At 72.0% G+C, this 19,129-nt stretch carries 14 protein-coding genes; 5 read left to right on the top strand and 9 right to left on the bottom strand.

Features of this window, described 5'->3' with window-relative positions; translation table 11 throughout:
- Nucleotides 1-7 precede the first annotated feature (7 nt).
- Nucleotides 8-235, top strand: a complete 228-nt coding sequence (locus UIS43_RS03045; protein WP_370012389.1) for a hypothetical protein — start codon at nt 8-10, stop codon at nt 233-235.
- Between the two features lie 664 nt (nt 236-899).
- Here the strand turns inward: UIS43_RS03045 and UIS43_RS03040 are convergent.
- From UIS43_RS03040 to UIS43_RS03015, 6 genes are all read right to left on the bottom strand, one after another.
- Nucleotides 900-2,015 (bottom strand): hypothetical protein, encoded by a 1,116-nt coding sequence (locus UIS43_RS03040; protein ID WP_370012387.1) that lies wholly within the window; start codon nt 2,013-2,015, stop codon nt 900-902.
- Between the two features lie 516 nt (nt 2,016-2,531).
- Entirely contained in the window at nt 2,532-3,749 is a 1,218-nt protein-coding gene (fahA, locus tag UIS43_RS03035; protein ID WP_370012386.1) for a fumarylacetoacetase, read from the bottom strand.
- 195 nt (nt 3,750-3,944) lie between these two features.
- Nucleotides 3,945-4,793, bottom strand: coding sequence for a hypothetical protein (locus tag UIS43_RS03030; protein WP_370012385.1), 849 nt, complete (start codon nt 4,791-4,793; stop codon nt 3,945-3,947).
- The gene (locus UIS43_RS03025) at nt 4,790-5,998 is read right to left on the bottom strand and encodes a homogentisate 1,2-dioxygenase (RefSeq protein WP_019607483.1); all 1,209 of its coding nucleotides are present in this window, start codon (nt 5,996-5,998) and stop codon (nt 4,790-4,792) included. Before UIS43_RS03025 ends, UIS43_RS03030 begins: the two co-directional genes overlap by 4 nt.
- A gap of 36 nt (nt 5,999-6,034) precedes the next feature.
- Nucleotides 6,035-7,819, bottom strand: a complete 1,785-nt coding sequence (locus UIS43_RS03020; protein ID WP_013152902.1) for an FAD-dependent monooxygenase — start codon at nt 7,817-7,819, stop codon at nt 6,035-6,037.
- A gap of 74 nt (nt 7,820-7,893) precedes the next feature.
- Nucleotides 7,894-8,856: an MBL fold metallo-hydrolase gene (locus UIS43_RS03015; RefSeq protein ID WP_071622006.1), complete on the bottom strand. Its 963-nt coding sequence runs from the start codon at nt 8,854-8,856 to the stop codon at nt 7,894-7,896.
- A 369-nt stretch (nt 8,857-9,225) separates the two neighbouring features.
- Here UIS43_RS03015 and UIS43_RS03010 point away from each other — a divergent pair, with 369 nt between their 5' ends.
- Nucleotides 9,226-9,759, top strand: coding sequence for a MarR family winged helix-turn-helix transcriptional regulator (locus tag UIS43_RS03010; protein ID WP_013152900.1), 534 nt, complete (start codon nt 9,226-9,228; stop codon nt 9,757-9,759).
- A gap of 89 nt (nt 9,760-9,848) precedes the next feature.
- Nucleotides 9,849-10,907, top strand: a complete 1,059-nt coding sequence (locus UIS43_RS03005; RefSeq protein WP_013152899.1) for an aminotransferase class V-fold PLP-dependent enzyme — start codon at nt 9,849-9,851, stop codon at nt 10,905-10,907.
- A gap of 70 nt (nt 10,908-10,977) precedes the next feature.
- On the opposite strand, the gene UIS43_RS03000 is transcribed toward UIS43_RS03005, so the two are convergent.
- Nucleotides 10,978-12,243, bottom strand: coding sequence for a GNAT family N-acetyltransferase (locus UIS43_RS03000; protein WP_071622005.1), 1,266 nt, complete (start codon nt 12,241-12,243; stop codon nt 10,978-10,980).
- A 474-nt stretch (nt 12,244-12,717) separates the two neighbouring features.
- Here UIS43_RS03000 and UIS43_RS02995 point away from each other — a divergent pair, with 474 nt between their 5' ends.
- Both UIS43_RS02995 and UIS43_RS02990 read left to right on the top strand, forming a co-directional pair.
- Complete coding sequence (locus tag UIS43_RS02995; RefSeq protein ID WP_013152897.1) at nt 12,718-13,185, top strand: GNAT family N-acetyltransferase; 468 nt, start codon at nt 12,718-12,720, stop codon at nt 13,183-13,185.
- 291 nt (nt 13,186-13,476) lie between these two features.
- Complete coding sequence (locus UIS43_RS02990) at nt 13,477-14,862, top strand: OmpA family protein (protein WP_370012381.1); 1,386 nt, start codon at nt 13,477-13,479, stop codon at nt 14,860-14,862.
- Between the two features lie 351 nt (nt 14,863-15,213).
- Here UIS43_RS02990 and UIS43_RS02985 read toward each other — a convergent pair whose 3' ends face one another.
- Together UIS43_RS02985 and UIS43_RS02980 are read right to left on the bottom strand one after the other, a co-directional pair.
- Complete coding sequence (locus tag UIS43_RS02985) at nt 15,214-16,821, bottom strand: ABC-F family ATP-binding cassette domain-containing protein (protein ID WP_370012379.1); 1,608 nt, start codon at nt 16,819-16,821, stop codon at nt 15,214-15,216.
- Nucleotides 16,822-17,619: 798 nt separating this feature from the next.
- A complete protein-coding gene (locus UIS43_RS02980) occupies nt 17,620-18,888 on the bottom strand; it encodes a GNAT family N-acetyltransferase (RefSeq protein WP_370012377.1) in 1,269 nt (422 codons plus the stop codon).
- Between the last annotated feature and the right edge of the window lie 241 nt (nt 18,889-19,129).

The following is a 19,129-nucleotide window of genomic DNA, read 5'->3' as shown; positions in this document are numbered from 1 at the left end:
GCCCCTCATGCCCGACTACAGCTACCTCCTCGACGGCCGCCCCGACGTCCTCACACCCAGCGAAGTCGCCGCCCTGTTCAACATCCGCCCCCGCAGCCTCCACCGAGGCGAATGGGACAACGTCCTCAAACCCTTCCGCACCCCCGGCGGAGCACGCCGCTACCCCAAAGAACACATCGCCACCCTCCTCAACCAGCCGGACGATTGCGCCTCCGCCGACCTCTCCGACACCTGAGCCGGGGTGAAAGTCCCGCGCGGTCTCACGACCGCGCGGGACGACCACCGCCTCACCAGTCGGGGAACCCGAGGCGCAGGAGATGCCATTACCAAGGTGAATATCCTCGCACTGATCAATTTCTGCAGAGCCCAGGAAAACGTTCGCCTCCTCCACATAGTTCTCCAGAAAATGGATGCCGATGAGTGCGCTTCAGTAGTGGAACTAGGCATCATGAAGGTTCTTCACCGCGAGCACTGCGAGCCTCTTACCTGTGGTTTAGAGCGAAGGTGACATTTGAAGAGCAGCAATGTATGATGACCCTAGACCAAACTTGACTCCCCCGTGAGGTGATGGCGTGAGCAATTTCGGCGGCAGAAGGTTAATCTACGGGTTTCTATTTGGCCTCTTAGCGGGTTTGGTTTTGCTGAACGTCGGGTTCGCCCTCGCCTGGATTTCAGTACATAGCGGCTACGGCGGGCATTACGACGTCGGCATTTTCAGACTATCCTACAGCCCCAACCTGGGCCACCCTGTCCATATAGTCATCAGAGAAGGAAGAGTTGGCTTTTTCCTTGCCATGTGTGGCATTGTAGCTGCCGCAGTAAACGTTATCCGAGGGCGATAAGCAGGGGCGCGGAACAGAATCCCGCGCCCCTGATTTCATACTTTAAACCACAGGAATTTAGAGATCATTCCAGGGGGTCCACCCGCCGTCGGTCCAGATGTAGGCGTCTTCCCAGATGGGACCGCTTCCACCACCGTAGTTGACCTCGGCCCAGGCATAGTCACTCATGACCACTTCACGTCCAGCGGCAGTGGCCTCGAGTGCCATCGCGTAGCTGCTTGCGATCTGCACGGTTTCGCTTCCATCGAAGATCAAACCATATGCGCCAGCATTAGGCTTGATATCGACGCGAAGGTTATCACACTGAAGTGTTGGGAACGTCAGCGAGGCCGGACCCACGGTGAGTTGGAGCTGGTTTCCCACGTTGCAGTCATTCGACGGAGTCTGTGGCGCGAATCCAGTCATCCTGCGCACGTCTTCGTCCGCGTTCCCTTCCCAGGGCTGCGTCCGCAGTGAAAAGTCAACGATCCGAGGCTCTGGCACGACCTCCGGGAACCTTGGCTCAGCGGTCGTGAAATTCCCGTACCGGTAGTAGGCCCAGTCACGCGCATCCGGAGTCTCGATTTCGAGGGCGCGGTATTTTTCGTAGCAACTCACGAGAACGTGGTTTTCACGGGTTCCGGGCTCCGTGGCATAGTCAGGAGTAAATTCGATGCGAACGCATGCATCGCCTTCCTCCGCCATTCCTTCGGTTTCCACGCCGAAATTACTACTGGTCGACACGTCCGAGGAAGCTGCCTCTGCAGGGTCGAGTTCGACTCCGACCCCGTAGGCAACCTGCTCATGGCCTTCAGAATATTGCGCCGTTGCTGTATCGAACCTCGTAGGCGTCAGGCCGTCGTCCCACACTGCCGTCACTTGTTCGCCAGTGGTCGGCTCTTCGAACTCGATAGCTGTCACATTTTCAGGGTCGACTTCTCTACCTTCAGCCGCCTGCTCTGTGACATAGGTTTCGATGGCGTCGTTGGCGGCGAACGTCGTGATCCGATCCTGCTGCATCGCTTCTTCGAGCGTAACAGTGCTCGTGGAAACGAGTTCAAATCCGGGGTCGGTTTCCTCCGCCTGCGCAGCAGGGGCGAGCCCGAGCAGAAAAGCAGAAGCAGCGAAGGGCGCGATGGCTTTCAGTTTTCCGTTATGCAAGGGGATCTCCGCATTTTGGGTAACTGACTGCATCACCCTAGCACGCGCCCGTGGACTATGCATGGCAGCCACAGTTTCTTAAATCTGCAGGTCACAGCACTTTTTCTGGAGGACAAAGGCGCGAAGCCGACCAAGAATCCATTCACACAGGAACAAGGGATTGAACAAATGCAGATCAAGCGGCTGTTTCGCCGAGTGGCCGCATCGGGCCAGCGAAACCCGGTTTCCCGAACGAGGGCTTGGTGATATGCGCAAGAGCCGCCTTGGCCTCGCAGCATCGCCACGGCCAGTAGCGGTTGCTGATCCGCGTGGACTTCCAGCGCACTGCAGTCAGCAAGCAGTCCAGGGACGTGTTTGTACAGCCCGGCCTCGACGCGCCGAGAGGGTTGGCGATCGAGAACACCGTGTCCTCTGGCTGTGCCAGCAACGCGTGGGTATGACGCCCCCGTCGCCGGGGATCGACCCAAACGTTTCCGGTCATCTGGGGGACGCCACAGTGCAACGGCCCCGAGCGCCCTCGGGGAGGGTGCGCGGGGCCGTGCCGACACCTCAGCGGGCGGGGAGGATCCTGCCGGTCACCTCACCGAAGTGCACGGTGGTCCCGTCCGGGCCCGGGGCCGTAGCCGTAATAGTCACCTCGTCGCCGTCCTCCAGGAAGGTCCGCTCGGTACCGTCGGGCAGGCTCAGCGGCTCCTTCCCGCTCCAGGTCAGCTCCAGCAGGCAGCCCCGCTGCCCGCGCTCGGGTCCGCTGACCGTGCCGGAGGCGTACACGTCCCCGGTGCGCAGGGACGCCCCGTTGACGGTCATGTGCGCGAGCTGCTGGGCCGCCGTCCAGTACATCTGCGAGAACGGCGGCGTGGACACCAGGTGCCCGTTCAGCCGCACCTCCAGGCGCAGGTCCAGGCCCCAGGGCCCGCCGTCGCCCCGGAGGTAGGGCAGCGGCTCGGGGTCCTGTGCGGGCTGCTCCACGCGCGCGGACTCCAGCGCGGCCAGCGGCACGATCCACGGCGACACCGACGTGGCGAACGACTTGCCCAGGAACGGCCCCAGCGGCACGTACTCCCAGGCCTGGAGGTCGCGGGAGGACCAGTCGTTGAGCAGGAACACCCCGAACACGTGGTCGGCGAAGTCGTCCACCGCGACGCGCTCGCCCATCTCGGTTCCGGTCCCGACGACGAAGCCCACCTCGGCCTCGATGTCCAGGCGGACCGAGGGCCCGAAGACGGGCGCGGGCTCGGTCGGCGGCTTGCGCTGGCCGGTGGGGCGCACGATGTCGGTCCCCGAGACCACGATGGTGCCCGAACGCCCGTGGTAGCCGATCGGCAGGTGCTTCCAGTTGGGGGTGAGGGGCTCCTGGTCGGGGCGGAACATGCGGCCGACGTTGCTGGCGTGGTGCTCGGAAGCGTAGAAGTCCACGTAGTCGGCGACCGTGAAGGGTAGATACATGCGTACGGACGCCCGGTCCACCAGGTGCGGGCGCACGGCCGCGGCGCGCGCGGGGTCGGTGAACCAGTCGGTGAGCGCGGCGCGCACCTGGTCCCACACCGGCCGTCCGGCGGCCAGCAGGGCGTCCAGGCTGGGCCGGTCGACGGTGTCGGCGAAGGGCGCGTCCAGAGCGCGGGCCGCGGCCCCCAGGTCCAGGACGTGGTCACCGATGGCCACGCCCGTGCGGGACGCGGGATCGTCGGCGGTGCCGAACACGCCGTAGGGCAGGGTGGCCAGGCCGAACTGCGTGTCCGGGGCGAGGTCGAGCCAGCTGTCGGGCATGGCGTTCGCTTTCTTGGAGTGGACGGTTTCTCGAAGCGGGGGGCTCTTCACATGGACAGGGTCTCCGAGCGGCCGGGCCTCGGGGCGTGCAGGTTCCCGAAGTGGACGGCCTCTCGGAGCGGGCGAGCTCTCGAAGCGATCGGCCCCTCGGAACGGACCGGCCCCTGGAGCGGTCGGGCTCCGGGACCGGACGCTTCAGCGGGCGCGGGAGGCGGGCAGCGCCCCGAGCACGACCAGGTCCTCCAGGGGTTCGGTGACGCTGCACGTGCCGAAGGAGCGGAACCGGCCGCGCACCGCCCGCGCCTCCTCGTCGGTGAGCTTGGCGGCCAGGGCCGCCAGGCGCGGGCCGTCGCGGTCGGCCAGCACGAGGGCGGCCTCCCGCTCGGAGGCCCCGTCGAGCAGGGCGGCCGTGGCCAGCAGCACGTTGAGGAAACCGTGCTGTTCGAAGCCCTCGGCGGTGGTGTGGCGGACGGCGTGGTGGAGCCCGGCCGTGCACTTGAAGGGCACGCCCAGTTCCACGGCCGAGTGCAGGAACTCGGCCAGCTCCTCCTCGCTCGGATGGGCCTCGACGGTGAGCCCCCCGGTGCGGAACTTGGCGCTGTGGCCGGTGCCCGCCAGCGACCGCAGTTCGGCGGGCACGTCGGCCTGGCGGGAGACCTCCACGAACCCCTCGGCCCCCTCGGGCAGGTGCTCGTCCAGCCGCGCGGCGACCTCGGCGGCCGTCCCGGGCGCGGCGGCGGCCTCCACCCCGGTCAGGCGCAGCGCCGGGTCGGCGGTCGCGGCCGCGACGGCGGGGCCCACGCCCTCGGCGCCGCCGGGGACGGTGACCACGACCGCGAGCGGGCCGTGGCCCGGCTCCTCGCGCGCCAGGACGGCGCGCAGCTCGCCCACGCGGGCGTCGGAGACCAGGAACGGGCCGACGTACTCGGCGCGCTGTCCGGCCCGGTGGGCGCGGTGGGCGGGCAGCGCCCCGCCCATGGGGGCGTTGCCGGGCGGGAAGAGGGCGGCGTCGTCGAACAGGCCGCGGTACAGCTCGGCGCTCACCGCCGCTCCCTCCGTCCCCCGGCCCAGGTCCAGGCGTAGACTCCGTCGTCGCTGGCCAGGCCGCCCTCGCCCAGGTCGAGCGGGCGGAAGGTGTCGACCATGACGGCGAGTTCGTCGAAGGCCTCGGCGCCGATGCTGCGCTCGTAGGCGCCGGGCTGGGGGCCGTGGGAGTGGCCGCCGGGGTGCAGGGAGATGGAGCCCTGGCCGATCCCGGAGCCCTTGCGGGCCTCGTAGTCGCCGCCGCAGTAGAACATGACCTCGTCGGAGTCCACGTTGGAGTGGTAGTAGGGCACCGGGATGGCGCCGGGGTGGTAGTCCACCTTGCGCGGCACGAAGTTGCAGATGACGAAGTTGTGGCCCTCGAACACCTGGTGCACGGGCGGCGGCTGGTGGACGCGGCCGGTGATGGGCTGGAAGTCGGCGACGTTGAAGACGTAGGGGTACAGGCACCCGTCCCAGCCCACGACGTCGAAGGGGTGGGTGGGGTAGGTGTATCGGGTGCCGGAGATGCCCCCGGGACCGTCGCCGCGGTGCTTGATGAGCACGTCGACGTTCTCGCCCTCGGCCAGCAGCGGCTCGGAGGGGCCGCGCAGGTCGCGTTCGCAGTAGGGTGCGTGCTCCAGGAACTGCCCGTAGCGGGACAGGTAGCGCTTGGGCGGGGCGATGTGGCTGTTGGCCTCCACCACGTAGGCGCGCAGGGGCTGGTCGCCGGTAGGCACCCAGCGGTGGGTGGTGGCGCGCGGCAGGACGACGTAGTCGCCCTGGCCGACCTCCAGCAGACCGAAGACGGTCTCCACGCGGGCGGTGCCCGACTCCACGTACACGCACTCGTCGCCGATGCCGTTGCGGTACAGCTCCGAGGGCGCCCCGGCGACCACGTAGGAGATGCGCACGTCGTCGTTGCCCAGGACCAGGCGGCGCGACTCGACGACGTCGGCGGCCTTCCACTCCTGGTCGGAGAACAGCTCGTGCAGTTTGAGGTGGCGCGGCACCATCGGGGCGTTGCGGGTGCGGGACTGGTCGGGGACCTCCCACTCGGCGGCGTCGACGATGGCCGAGGGGATGGCGCGGTGGTAGAGCAGCGAGGAGTCGGCGGAGAAGCCCTCCTCCCCCATCAGCTCCTCGTAGTACAGCCCGCCCTCGGGGGTGCGGTGCTGGGTGTGGCGGGTGCGGGGCACCTCGCCGACCTGGCGGTAGTAGGCCATGGCGGTGTTGTCCCTTCCGTGTGGAGTGGGTCCGGGTCAGGCGGTCGGGGCGGGCTCGTCGCCGCGCGGGTCGGGCACGGTTCCTGCGGGGCGGTCCGCGGCGGCGGAGGCCCTGGGGTCGGAAGTCCTGTCGGCGGCCGGACCGCTCGCGCCGTCCGTCGAGGCGGGCACCGCCGGAGCCGGGGCGAACCCCAGCGCGGTGCGCACGGCCGCGCGCACGGCGTCGGGGTCTGCGCCCGCGACGACGGCGGCGACGTGGGCGTCGGGGCGCACCAGCCACACCTGTCCCGGCTCGGGTACCAGCGCCCTGGTCAGCGCGCCGGTGGTGTCGATCCGGTCCAGGTACAGGGCGGTGACGGGCGCCGGGGTGGCCCCGCGCGCGGCGGCGCGCACGCCCTCCAGGAACGCGTCGGGGTCGGCGCCCTCGGGGGCGGCGCCCACCAGCAGGGTCAGGCCCTCGCGCAGCAGGGGGCGCAGGCGCGCCGGGGCGTCGTCGCCGGGCAGGTCCACGGGGGCGTCGGGCAGGACCACCCCGGGGCAGGGGGCGGGGGCCCGGCCGCGCGGGGGCCTGCCTCCGAAGGGCCGTTCGGGGCAGGGGGTGGTCAGGGACGAGTCGGTGTACCAGAAGGGTTCGGCCAGGCGTCCGGAGTCGACCCGGGCGCGGGCCGCCTCCTCGGTGAGGGCCGCTTCGAGCACGGCCAGGCGGGTGCGGTGCTCCTCCTCGTCCTGGGGGACGAGGAAGCGCATGGTGGCGCTGGTGACGTCGGCGTTCTCCAGGGCGGCGGCGTGGCGCTCGGCGTGGTAGCTCTCCAGGAGTTCCTCGCCCGCCCATCCGGCCAGGACGTAGGCGAGCTTCCAGGCGGCGTTCTCGGCGTCCTGGACCCCGGAGTTGAGGCCGCGTGCGCCGAAGGGGGCGACCAGGTGGGCGTTGTCGCCGAGCAGCAGGACGCGGCCCGCGCGCATGCGTTCGGCCACACGGGTGTGGAACCGGTAGACCGAGTGCCAGACGATCTCGTAGGGCCGCTCGCCGATGATCTGGCGGATGCGGGCCTCCAGTCGGCCGCTGGCCTCCTCGGCGTCGAGGTCGAAGTCGGAGGGCACCTGCCAGTCGATGCGGTACACCGAGCCGGGGCAGGGGTGGATGAGCACCTGGCGGCCGGGGTTCCACTCGGGATCGAAGTAGAAGCGGCGTTCGCGCTCCCATCCGGCCAGGTCGGCGCGGATGTCGCAGATGAGGAAGCGGTCGTCGAAGGTGGTGCCGTCGAAGGACAGGCCCAGGGCCTCGCGGACCACCCCGCCGTGGGCGCCGAGGCAGGACAGGGCGTGGGAGCCGCGCAGGCGGACGGGGCCGTCCGGCGTGCGGCACTCGACGGTGACGCCGCGCGCGTCCTGGGAGATGCCGGTGACCCGGTGGTTCCACAGGGTGCGCACCCCGGCGGCGGCCAGGCGCTCGTCGAGGACCTGTTCGGTGCGGGACTGGGAGATGTTGACGAACGGCGGCAGGGGCGAGGCTCCCGGGTCGGGGAGGCGGACGCTGAACAGCTCGCTGTCGCGGTAGAAGGTGCGGGCGGTGTCCCAGGTCAGCCCCTCCTCCGCGACCCGTCCGGCGCCCAGCCAGTCCCAGACGTCGAGCACGTCGCGCTGCTGGCAGATGGCCTTGGAGCCGACGGCGTCGCGTTCGGGCCGTGCGTCCATGAGCAGTACGGGGACGCCCCGCCGGGCCAGCAGCAGGGCCGCGGTCTGGCCGACCGGGCCCGCGCCGAGCACCAGGACGGGATCGGCGGCGGTGTCCGCGGGGGTGCGTGGAGCGGGGGGTCGCATCTGGTGGCTCCGTTCGGCGTGGACGCCCCGTACGGGCGTGGAAGGGATCGGGAGTCGGTGGGCGGGGCGGCGGGTCAGCCCTGGAGCTGGTCCCAGACCTCGCGGTCGCGCTCGGCGGTCCAGATGACCGGGCGCTCGATGCCGGAGAACTCGTCCCACAGGCGGGAGACGTCGAAGGGCAGGCAGTGCTCGAAGATGGGCCAGTGGCCGTAGTCGCCGACGAGGGCGGCGTGGGTGGCCTCGAAGGCCTCCTTGAGGGTGCCGCCGCGTCCGTGGACGGCGCCGACCTCGCGGATCATGACGTCGAGGAAGCCGCGGGTCTGCTCGATGGCGGCGTCGACCTCCTCGCGGCCGCGGCTGACCGCGCCGCGTCCGCCGACGAGCATCTCGGCCTCCAGGGCCTTGACGCCGTCCAGGGTGGCCCCGGCCCAGTCGTGGTGGAAGGCGTCGCCGGTGTAGAGGGCGGCCTGGGCCTCGACGAGGTCACCGGCGAAGAGGATCCTCTGCTTGGGCAGCCAGGCGACGATGTCGCCCTCGGTGTGGCCGCGGCCGAAGTACTGGAGGACCAGCTCGCCGCGGTCGCCGCCCAGGTCGATGGTGGTGCGGTCGGCGAAGGTCTGGGTGGGCCAGGTCAGCCCGGGCACGGAGTCGGCGTCCTTGGCCAGGCGCGGCATGCGGGCGAACTCGCTGGCCCAGTCCTCCTCGCCGCGCTCGCGGATGAGTTCGCGGGTCTTCTCGTGGGTCAGGATGATCTCGGCGTCGAAGGCGCTGGCGCCCAGGACGCGGACCGCGTGGTAGTGCGAGAGCACCAGGTAGCGGATCGGCTTGTCGGTGTGCTCGCGCAGCTTGGCGAGCCACTCCCCCGCGGCGGCGGGCGTGGCCAGGGCCTCGAAGGCCACGAGGAAGTCCTCGCCCTCGATGGCGCCCACGTTCGGGTCGCCCTCGGCGGTGAGGGCGTAGACGCCGTCGGCCAGGACCTCCAGGGTCTGCTCCTTGGCCTCGGTGTCGGCGGATGAGGCGAACGGCTTGGCTGCCATGGTCGGGGCCCTTCACTCGCTCCGGACGGCTGCCGCCGCCCAATTGATCAAAGGTTTGATGATCCTGACCATAACGTGCTCCACGCCACAGGACCAAGAGGCCTGGAGCCCGCTACTGAGTGATACAGATCACATGATACGACGGGGGCGGACGTGTCCGCAGACCTCCCACCTGGCGGTTCGCGAGCGCGGCCCGGGCGGGGCGGACGCAGCCGCACGGCGGCTCCGCGGCGGCTGCGACCGGTGCCGACGCGTGCGCCGGGCCGCCCGCCGTGTGCCGGACCGGGCGCGGGCGCTCCCGAACGGCGCGGACGCGCGGGGCCGGGCGCGACCGGTCCCGGCGGGAGATCAGGCACTAGGCTGACCGACGTGACCCACGACACCGCCCCCGAACTCACCTTCTGGTCCTTCGTGGACTACGCGGTGCGGAAGGCCGAGCAGGAACTGCCCTCCGTGAACGCCGACGCCATGCGGATGGTCCTGACCCTCAACCGGGCGACGAGCATGGTCGTCTACGACCTGGAGTCGTCCGTGCACCGCCCGCGCGGTCTCACCTGGCCCGGGTTCCGGGTGATCTTCGCGCTGTGGCTGGCCGGGCCCATGGAGGCCAAGACCACCGCCGAGATCTCGGGGATGAGCCGGGCCGCGTTGTCCGCGCTGCTCAACACCCTCGAACGCGACGGGCTCATCGTGCGCGAGCGCGCCGCCCACGACCGGCGCGCCCTCCAGCTCAGCCTCACCGAGGCCGGGTACCGGGCGATCCTCGGCGGCTTCCGGGCGCACAACCGGCGCGAGAGCGCCTGGGCCGAAGCGCTGGAACCCGACGAGCGCCGGGAACTCGTGCGCCTGCTCAACAAGCTCATGGCGGGCTCCACCGAGGCCAAGGCCAAGTTCCGCAACTGAGGCCGCCGGGGGCACCGCCGCCAAAGGCAGTCCTTTCCCGGCCGGAATGGACCTTGAGCGGTCCCCGCCGCGCTGTGAGCATCGGGGGCATGGACGAAGCCGGACGGGCCCGCCTGCGGGCCGCGCAGCAGGAGTTCGCTGCCGAGAACACCTACCTCAACACCGCCACGCACGGCCTGACGCCCCGGCGGGCGCTACGGGCCCTGGAGCAGCACACCCGCGACGTGGCCGCGGGCCGGTTCCAGCCGGGTGGGGCAGACGCGGGCATCGAGCGCGCCCGCTCCGCCTACGCGCGCCTGACCGGAGTGCCCGCCTCCCACGTGGCCATCGGCAGCCACGCCTCCCAGTTCGTGGGCACGGTCGCCGCCAGCCTGGCCCCGGGGGCGCGGGTGCTGACGGCGGCCGACGAGTTCAGCTCGGTCGTCCACCCCTTCATGGCCAGGGCGGACGCGGGGATCAGCGTGCGCGAGGTGCCCCTGGCCGACCTGGCCTCGCGGGTGGGGCCGGACACCGACCTGGTGGCCGTCTCGGCCGTGCAGTCCGCCGACGGCGCGATCGCCCCGGTCGAGGACCTGATCGCGGCCTGCGCCGACCACGGGGCGCGGCTTCTGCTGGACACCACCCAGGCCGCCGGGTGGCTGCCGCTGCCCGTGGACCGGGTCGACTACACGGTGTGCGCGACGTACAAGTGGCTGCTGGGCCCGCGCGGTTCGGCCCTGCTCACCGGCACCGAGGAGGCGCTGGCCAAGCTCTCACCGCTGGCCGCGAACTGGTACGGGGCGCACGAGCCCTGGAAGTCGCTCTACGGCGGCCCGCTGCGGCTGGCCGAAGGCGCGCGGCGCCTGGACCTGGCGCCGGTGTGGGGGGCGTGGGTCGGCCTGGAGGAGACCCTGTCCCTGGTGGAGGAGGTGGGCGTGGAGGTCATCCGCGAGCACAATGCCGCCCTGGGAGACCGCTTCCGCGAGGCCGTGGACATGGAGCCCGCCGGGTCGGCGATCGTGTCGGTCCCGGTGCCCGAGGGCGCGGTGGAGCGCGTGGCCGAGGCGGGGATCGTCACGGCGGCCCGCAACGGGCGGATGCGCGCGGCGTTCCACCTGTACAACGACGAGTCCGACGTGGACCGGCTGGTCAAGGCGCTCAAGGGCTGAGGTGCTGAAGGGCTGAGGACGCGGGTCCGGCCCCGCCGGTGGGCGGGGCCGGACCGCTGAACCCCGGGAATCAGAAGATCAGACCGCAGAAGGGCGCGCGGGAGCGGCGCAGGGCCGCGTCCAGGCGCTCCACCGTTCCCGGGGTGTGCTCGGTGATCAGGCCGGCGCGCAGGTAGCCGTCCAGGGTGGTCTGGCCCAGGTGGGCGGCGCCCAGGTGCGACACGTCCAGGCTGACGTCGGGGGCCGCGTCCGTGGCCTCCACGCGGGCGCCTCCGGTGTCGGCCTTGACGTGCCAGCGTCCGGCGTTCCAGGGGGCGAACCGGTCGGCGACCTCAAGGACCGCCTCCACCGGCGCGGCGTAGGAACGTTCGGACAGGGCTCCGGGCACGTCCACCAGCCGCACCCACAAGGAGGTGTAGAGCGTGGGCGCCGCCCGGCCGCTGTCCACGAGCAGGTGGCGCAGCGGGTCGTCCACGGCCAGGAAGTCGAAGGTGATCTCGGTGACCAGGTCGCGGTTGAACAGGTGGTCGTACAGGGCGGTCCAGGCGGCCGGGGTCGTGGCGGTGATCTCCTTGACGTACACCTCTCCGCGCGAGCCGTCGCGCTCCCACCTGTTGCGGGTGCGGTAGAGCGCGTAGCCCAGCGGCCCGTCGGGGCCGCTGACCACCGCGGCCCGCAGCGGGCCGCGGCCTTCGCGGAACTGGGCCTGGTCGCGCAGGACCCGGTCCCACCAGTGGGCGGCGCGCTGGAACTGGCCGACCTGCACGGCGGCGACCTCGCGGTGGACCCGTTCCAGGTCCGGGCGCACCTGCCCGGGGTCGGCCAGGCGGACCCGCAGAGCGGGGTCGCGGGGCGCGTCGGCGCGCAGGCGGGCGTGGGGCTGGCGGACGGCGGTCTCCATCTCGGTGACCGCCGGGCCGTAGCCGAACCGGCCGTAGATGGCGCCCTCGGAGGCCCACAGCGCGGCGTAGCGCTCCCCGCGCGCGTGGATGTCGGCGAGCTGGCGGCGCATGAGCGCGCTGAGCACGCCGCGGCGGCGGTACGTGGGCCACACGCCCACGCCGGTCACCCCGGCCACCGGGCGCGGGCCGCCGGGCAGGGCCATCTCGAAGGCGAAGTCGTTGACCGCGCCCACGATCTCGTCCCCGTCCACGGCGACCAGGACGCGGTCGTAGCCCTCGGCGTCCAGGAGGGGGCGCAGGAAGGGTTCGCGGTCCTCGGGCGGGTCCGAGGACAGCAGCGCCTCGCCGACGACGCGCATCACCTCGGAGTACTCGTCGCGGTCGGTTCCCCGTACGGTCCATTCGGTCGGGGTGACGTCCCCTCCGGCGTTCACGGCTACGGTCCTCCACTCTTCGAACCGGGGACCGGCGCACTCGCGGCGAGGGCGGGACGGGCCCGGGTTCCACTTCGTGTTCAGGTCGATACTGGCATGTTCCGGACATGGGGCCCAGGCCCCAGGCCCGGACAGCGCGCCCGTGGGTCCCGGCGCACGGCGCACAGGGCCCGGAGGGCCAGAGCCACAACGTACGGACTCCACCGGAGGGCGTGCCACTCCTTTTCGCGGTGCGGCTCCAGGCCGACCATGCGGTCGCGGCGCGCTGCCCTCAGGGCCTGCGTGGGGAGGGACCGGCTCCGCTCGGGCGGACGTGCGGCGTTCCGGGGCGGACAGGGACCGGCCCGGACGGGCGCGGACCGGTGCGGACGGGCGCGGACCGGTGCGGACGGGCGCGGATCGGTCCGGTTCGGTCAGGGGTCGGCCCGGTGTGCGGGCTGGTGGCCGACCGCGTCCGGCCACTACCTTGCTGGCATGATCGTGCGCTCCGCCCGCCCCGGGGACGGCCCGGGCATCGCCGCCCTGATCGGTCGCGCCTCACCGCACCTGGACGAGAAGGGCTACCCGGCCTCGCTGCTGCCCGAGGACATGGTGGTGCTCGTCGCGGAGGCGGACGGGAACGGTGCGGTGGTGGGGTGGGTGGAGGGCGTGCTGGACGGCGTCTACGAGGGGTCGGGGAGCCCGGCACCGCCGCCGCACGGGTACGTGCTGGCGGTGGTGGTGGACCCCGGGTGGAGACGGCGCGGGGTCGGCAGGGGCCTGTTGGAGGGGTTCGTGGACCGGGCCCGCGCGGCCGGGGTCGAGTGGGTGTTCCTGCTGCCCGAGGAGGGCGAGGGCGCCGAGGGCAGGGTGGAGTTCTTCCTCCGGTGCGGGTTCACTCCCGTGCACGATCCCGACAGGGAGTGGCCCGCCATGGGGCGGTGGACCCGCGACGCCGGGTAGTCCGGAGCGGGGCCGGTACGGGCGTAGGCAGGTGGAAACCGACCGTACGCGCCGGGCATCCAACACCGCGCAGACCACCCCCTGAGGAAGGAACCCATGGCATTGCGATCATGGCTGGCCGTATTCACGTGCGTGACGTTGTTGGTCTCGGGCTGCACCCTGCCGGGCTCCCGGGACGAGCCCCGCCCCGAACCGGACAGCTAAGGACGGCAGGACACCGCGGACTACCCGGAGGGGCCCTACGTACGGGAAGGGCTGATCGGGTCCAACCTGTTCCGGACCCGGATCTCGGTGCACCACGTCGAACGCTGGGAGGACCGCAGCGTCCTGCGGTTCACGGTGACCCCCCTCAACGACCAGGACGAGGACAGGGAGGACCTGATCCTGCCCGCCCCCTTCGGCACCGGGGCCCTCGACCGCCAGCACAGCGCCTTCAACCTCGTCGATCCGCTTGAACAGGCCTTCTACTCGCCGGTCCGCGACGAGTCGGGGGAGACCACCATCGGCAGCGAGGTGGTCCCGCACTGGGTGATGGACGCCGACTACGAGTACCAGGTGCACTTTCCCCCGCTGCCCGAGGACACCGAGCGGATCACCCTGGTCGTGAACGGTTCGTTCGGCGAGTTCACCGGTATCCCGGTCATCGACGGCGAACCCCCGGCGGAACCGCCCGGCGACAGCATCGACCCGTCCGACATCAACCCCGGCGACACGGTGGCCGTCCCCCTGCGCGAGGCGGAGATGACCTCCGAGCCCGAAGACTACGCCCGCGACCTGTACAGCATCATCGAGGACTCCTCCCGAACCCGGACCTCGACCACCGACGAGGAGACCATCGGCCTGCACGCCGACGTACTGTTCGACTTCGACGAGGCCACCCTCACCCCCGAAGCCGAGGACGTGCTGGCCGAGGTCGTACAGGAGACCCGGGAGAACGCCGACCCGTCGCGGCCGCCCATCCGCGTCGTCGGCCACACCGACGGCAGGGGCGGTGACGACTACAACCAGGACCTGTCCGAGCGCCGCGCCCAGGCCGTCCTGGAGGTCCTCGAAGAGGGTCTGGGCACCGAGTACGAGTACGAGACCGAAGGGCGGGGCGCCGAGGAACCCCTCGTCGAGGAGGGCGGCGCCGACGATGAGGAGGCACGGGCGACCAACCGCCGTGTGGAGGTCTCCTACAAGATCAGGCAGCCCGGCGACGCCCGGACCGGTACCGAACAGCGGACCGGGTCGCTCGACGGCCGGACCAGCGCCGCTGCTCCCCCGGCGCCCTTCCGCGCCGAGGACGGTGAGGTGATCGACACGGCCGAGGCGGGCCTGGTCCAGGGCAACGCCGAGTACGAACTCGGTGTGCGTCCGCTGTACCGGGACGGCGCCTACCTCGTCGGGGTCTTCGACATCCGCCACATGGACACCGGCGGCACGGTCCCGCCGGTGCTGCGCCCGCTCAACTCCCGGGACTACCCGGGCGGGCGGTTCACCGCGTTCAACCTCACCATCGTCGGGAACGAGGACGTGCGCTACCGGGCCGTGCGCGTGGGCCCCGGCCGACCGAGGACCTGGAGCGCGCCCGGTACCTGTCCACCCCGCAGTGGCCGGTACAGCCTCTGGAGACCGGCCACACCGAACGCGTCTTCGTCTACTTCCCGGCGCCGCCGACGGAGACGGACGCCGTGACGCTCCACGCGGCGGACTTCGGGACCTTCGAGGTCCCCGTGGAGTAGGGGCCGCCGACCTCGGGCGCCCGTAGTACCCGGCAGGGGCGCACCTCCCCTCCCGTGCTCGGTCGCGGCCGGGGTCTGTCAGGACCCCGGCCGCGACCCGCCCGCCGCTGACCACGGTTTCCGGAGCGGCGGGCGTCGTGGTGGTCTCCGGTCGGCGCTCCCTTCAGCACTGTGCGCGCAAGCCGGGACAGACGTCCTCCGGGGATCCCCGGAGGACGTCGTGAAGCGCTCAACCGAACGGGCGCCCTCCGAGAAACGCCTGTTACACAGGGCTTTCGGGCATAGGCGGCAGGTTACGGCGTTGTCAGTCCCCCAGTTCGGCGCGCTGGCGCAGGCCGCCCTCCCGGCCGATCTCCAGGACGGTGTCGATCCCGATCCTGCGCAGGAACCCGTGGTCGTGGCTGACGACCAGGAGCGCGCCGCGGTAGGCGTCGAGGGCCTCGGCGAGCTGCTCGACGCTGGAGGTGTCGAGGTTGTTCGTCGGCTCGTCCAGGACGAGCAGCTGCGCGGGCGGCTCCGCCAGGAGCAGCGTGGCGAGGCAGACGCGGAACCGCTCGCCGCCGGAGAGCGTGGCGACGGGGCGGTCGACGCCGTCCCCGCGCAGCAGCAGGCGGGCGAGCTGGTTGCGGACCTCCCCCGGCGGCGTGCCGGGGGCGACCGCCCGCACGTTCTCCAGCGCGCTCGCGGCGTCGTCCAGGCCGTCCAGGCGCTGGGGCAGGTACCCCACGCGGTCGGTCAGGAGCGTGCCGTGCGCGCGGCCCGGAACCGGATCGCCGCCGTGGACGAGCTGCTGGAGCAGGGTCGACTTCCCGGCGCCGTTGGGGCCGACCAGGGCGACGCGTTCGGGACCCTGGACGACGACGGTGCGTCCCTCGGCGTGGAACTCCGCCAGGCGGCGGCCGCGCGGCACGTCCGGATCGGGCAGCGTGAGGCGGATGTGCTCGTCCTCGCGTACGCGGGCGTCGGCGGCGTCGACCGCGGCCTGCGCGGCCTGGACCTTGTCGTCGAGGGTCGAGCGCATCGCCCCGGCCGAGGCCTGCGCCTTGCTGGCCCGGTTGCCCGCGAGGATCTTGGGGATGCCGCCGTCCTTCTGCGTCCTCCTGGCCGTGCGCTCGCGGCGGGCGAGCTTGGTCTCGGCCTCCACGCGCTGGCGCTTCTCGACCTTGAGGGCCTGCTGCGCGGACCGGGCCGCCTGGACGGCGGAGGCCTGCTCCTGTTCGAGGTGCTCCTTCCAGGCGCTGTAGGGGCCGCCGAACACGTCGAGGCTCCCGGCGTGGAGTTCGGCGGTGCTGTCCATGTGTTCGAGCAGTTCGAGGTCGTGGCTGACGACGACGAGGGTGCCGGGCCAGGTGTCGACGAACGCGGCGAGCCTGGCCCGCGTGGGCCGGTCGAGGTTGTTGGTGGGCTCGTCGAGCAGGGTGATCGGGGTGCGCCGCAGGCGCATGCCGGTGACGGCGATGAGTACCGCCTCACCGCCGGAGACCTGCGCGACGCGGCGGTCGAGGTCGGCGGCGGTGAACCCGATCTCGTGCAGGGCCTCGTCGGCGCGCGCCTCGATGTCCCAGTCGTCGCCGACCGCGTCGAAGTGGCGTTCGTCGGCGTCGCCCTCCTCGATCGCGCGGAGCGCGGCGAGGGTGGCGTCGATGCCGAGCAGTTCGGCGACCGTCGCCTCCGTGCCCAGGGTCAGGGTCTGCGGGAGGTAGCCGACGTCGCCGACCGCGTCGACGCGCCCCGAGGTGGGGCGCAGGTGACCGGCGATCAGGCGCAGCAGGGTGGACTTGCCCGCGCCGTTGCGGCCGACGAGCCCGGTGCGCCCGGTCGTGAGGGTGCCGCTCACGTGGTCGATCGCGACCGTGCCGTCCGGCCAGGCGAAGGTGAGGTCGGTGAGTGTGACGGCGGACTTGGTGGACATGCTGGGAGCTCTCCTTGTCCCCGGCGGCGGACGACTCCGTGGTCGGGCCGCGGGGCGGGGTCGATGGCGGGGGAACACGCGAACGCCGGCAGAGTGGTGCCGGGCGGGTGCGTGTTCGACCCGTGGCGGGCCGAAGAGGCGGTCGGATCGGCGTCGCCGCGCGCACGCGGACGAGGCGGAAGCCGTCAACGCGTCAACGGCTCCTTGGCCGTCGCCGCGCGCACGCGGACGGGGTGCCGATCGTCTCCGCTCTCGAAGGCGGGCGGACGTCACCACGCGCACGGGGGCGCGATGGGTGGTCGGCGTCATGGACGCGCCGGAGGGGACCGGGTCGAGGGGCGGGTCGGCGACGCCGCGGGGCGTACGCGGACGGACCGCCCCCGACGAGGTCGAGGTCGTTCACCGGGGCGCGGTACGCGCCCTCGCGGATGAAGGCCACCGGCGGTTCGGTGGCTAGAGTCTGTCGACCTCGATGAGCTCCATGGCCGTCATGCTACCAGCGGGTCCCGGTGGTCCCGGGGGGTGTCTGTGCCACTGGGGATCCCTGGGGTCATGGGGGTGCTGGAAGTCCCTGGAGTCACGGGGGCGCCTGGGACCACTGGAGTTCCCTGGGTGCTTGGGGCTACTCGGGGTCCCTAGGGTCGCGGGGTGCCTGGTACCACTGGAGGTCCCTGGGGTGCTTGGGGCCGCTGGGCTCCCAGGGGCGTCCGCCGCATGGAGCCGACCGTCGCCCGCGTGATGACGGACGCACGGGACCGCGTGCCCCGCGCACCGTGACCGGTGCGCGGGGCCGGGCGCTCAGAAGTCGGTACCGCAGAAGGGCGCGCGCGGCGCGTGCAGGGCGGTGTCCAGGCGGGCCGCCGCGCCGGGGACGTGCTCGGTGAGCAGACCCGCGTCCGCGAAGGCGGTCAGCGTGCGTCCGCCCAGGTAGGCCGCGCCCAGGTGGGAGGCGTCCAGGGCGAGGTCGGGGGCGGCGTCGGTCGGGCGCACGCGGGCGCCGCCGGTGTCCGCCTCCAGGCGCCAGCGCCCGGCGTTCCAGGGGGCGTACCGGTCGGCGACCTCCAGCACCGTGTCCACCGGGGTGGCGTAGGGGCGGTCGGACAGGGCGCCGGGCAGGTCCACCAGGCGCATCCACAGGGCGTCGAAGTCCCGCCGGACCAGGCGCCGGGGGTCGGCCAGCAGGACGGTGAGGGGGTCGTCCCCGGGCAGTTTCTCGAAGACCGCCTCGCTGGTCAGGTCGCGGTCCAGGAGGTGTTCGTAGAGGGCGACCCGGGCGGCGGTGGAGACGGAGGCCAGCTCGCGCACCACCACCCGCCCCGAGGCGAGACCGTCCTCCCAGCGGTTGACGACGCGGTACAGCGCGTACCCGAGGGGACCGTCGGGGCCGCGCACCAGGGCCGCGCGCAGCCGTCCGGGCCCGCCGGCCTCCTTGTCCTGGAGTATCAGGCTCCACCAGTGCTCGTCGCGGGCGAGCTGGCCCGCGCGCTGGGGCAGCGCCTCGCGGTACACCCGCTCCACCTCCTGGCGGACCTCGGCGGTCTCGGCTAGTTCGAGGGTGAGGGAGGGGTCCCGGGGCGCGTCGGGGCGCAGGCGGGCGTGGGCGCGCTGGAGGGTCGCGTTGGTCTCGCGGAAGGCCAGGCCGTAGCCGAAGCGGGCGTAGATGCCGCCCTCGGAGGCCCACAGCGCGGCGAGGTTCTCGCCCCGGTCCCGGACCTCGGCGAGCTGGCGGCGCATGAGCGCGCTGAGCACGCCGCGGCGGCGGTACGTGGGCCACACGCCCACGCCGCTCACGCCCGCGACGCGGCGGGGCCCGCCGGGCATGGTCATCTCGAAGCCGTGGGACAGGGCGGTACCGACGACGCGGTCGCCGTCCACGGCGAGCAGGGTGCGGTCGTGCTCGGTGGTGGGGTGGTCGCGTTCGTTGTCCAGGATCTCCCGGGCGGAGAGGTTGAGGGCCTCGCAGAAGACCCTGACGGCCTCGGGGTGGTCCTTCTCCGTGCCCTCGCGCACGGTCCACGCGGGGGCGTCGTCTCGGCGGGAGGGGTCGTGCTGTGGCGCTCCTGTCATGGCACCGAGCCTCTCAGCCGCCACGGGGAGGGCGCCAGTGGGTTTCCCGGCGTGCCGCGCACCTCCCCCGCGCGGCGCGGACGCCTGTTCCCCCCGTGCTCGGCCGCCGCGGCAGACCGCCTCTTCCCCGTCCGCCGCGCGGACCGGGCCGCCGTGACGAGTAATACGCGGTGCCACGGGGCACCTCTCCCCTGTGACACGTACGATCTCCTCTTCTTCCCGTGCCCGATCCGACCAGTCG

The organism is Nocardiopsis sp. LDBS0036 (assembly GCF_041228755.1).
Lineage (GTDB): Bacteria > Actinomycetota > Actinomycetes > Streptosporangiales > Streptosporangiaceae > Nocardiopsis > Nocardiopsis dassonvillei.
The sequence above is the reverse complement of the archived record's forward strand: the minus strand, read 5'-3'. Positions and strand labels throughout refer to the sequence as shown.

Coding starts and splice junctions, on each gene's coding strand:
- UIS43_RS03045 (WP_370012389.1), top strand. CDS start 8: ATGCCCGACTACAGCTACCTCCTCGACGGCCGCCCCGACGTCCTCACA.
- UIS43_RS03040 (WP_370012387.1), bottom strand. CDS start 2,015: ATGCAGTCAGTTACCCAAAATGCGGAGATCCCCTTGCATAACGGAAAA.
- fahA (WP_370012386.1), bottom strand. CDS start 3,749: ATGCCCGACAGCTGGCTCGACCTCGCCCCGGACACGCAGTTCGGCCTG.
- UIS43_RS03025 (WP_019607483.1), bottom strand. CDS start 5,998: ATGGCCTACTACCGCCAGGTCGGCGAGGTGCCCCGCACCCGCCACACC.
- UIS43_RS03020 (WP_013152902.1), bottom strand. CDS start 7,819: ATGCGACCCCCCGCTCCACGCACCCCCGCGGACACCGCCGCCGATCCC.
- UIS43_RS03015 (WP_071622006.1), bottom strand. CDS start 8,856: ATGGCAGCCAAGCCGTTCGCCTCATCCGCCGACACCGAGGCCAAGGAG.
- UIS43_RS03005 (WP_013152899.1), top strand. CDS start 9,849: ATGGACGAAGCCGGACGGGCCCGCCTGCGGGCCGCGCAGCAGGAGTTC.
- UIS43_RS02995 (WP_013152897.1), top strand. CDS start 12,718: ATGATCGTGCGCTCCGCCCGCCCCGGGGACGGCCCGGGCATCGCCGCC.
- UIS43_RS02985 (WP_370012379.1), bottom strand. CDS start 16,821: ATGTCCACCAAGTCCGCCGTCACACTCACCGACCTCACCTTCGCCTGG.
- UIS43_RS02980 (WP_370012377.1), bottom strand. CDS start 18,888: ATGACAGGAGCGCCACAGCACGACCCCTCCCGCCGAGACGACGCCCCC.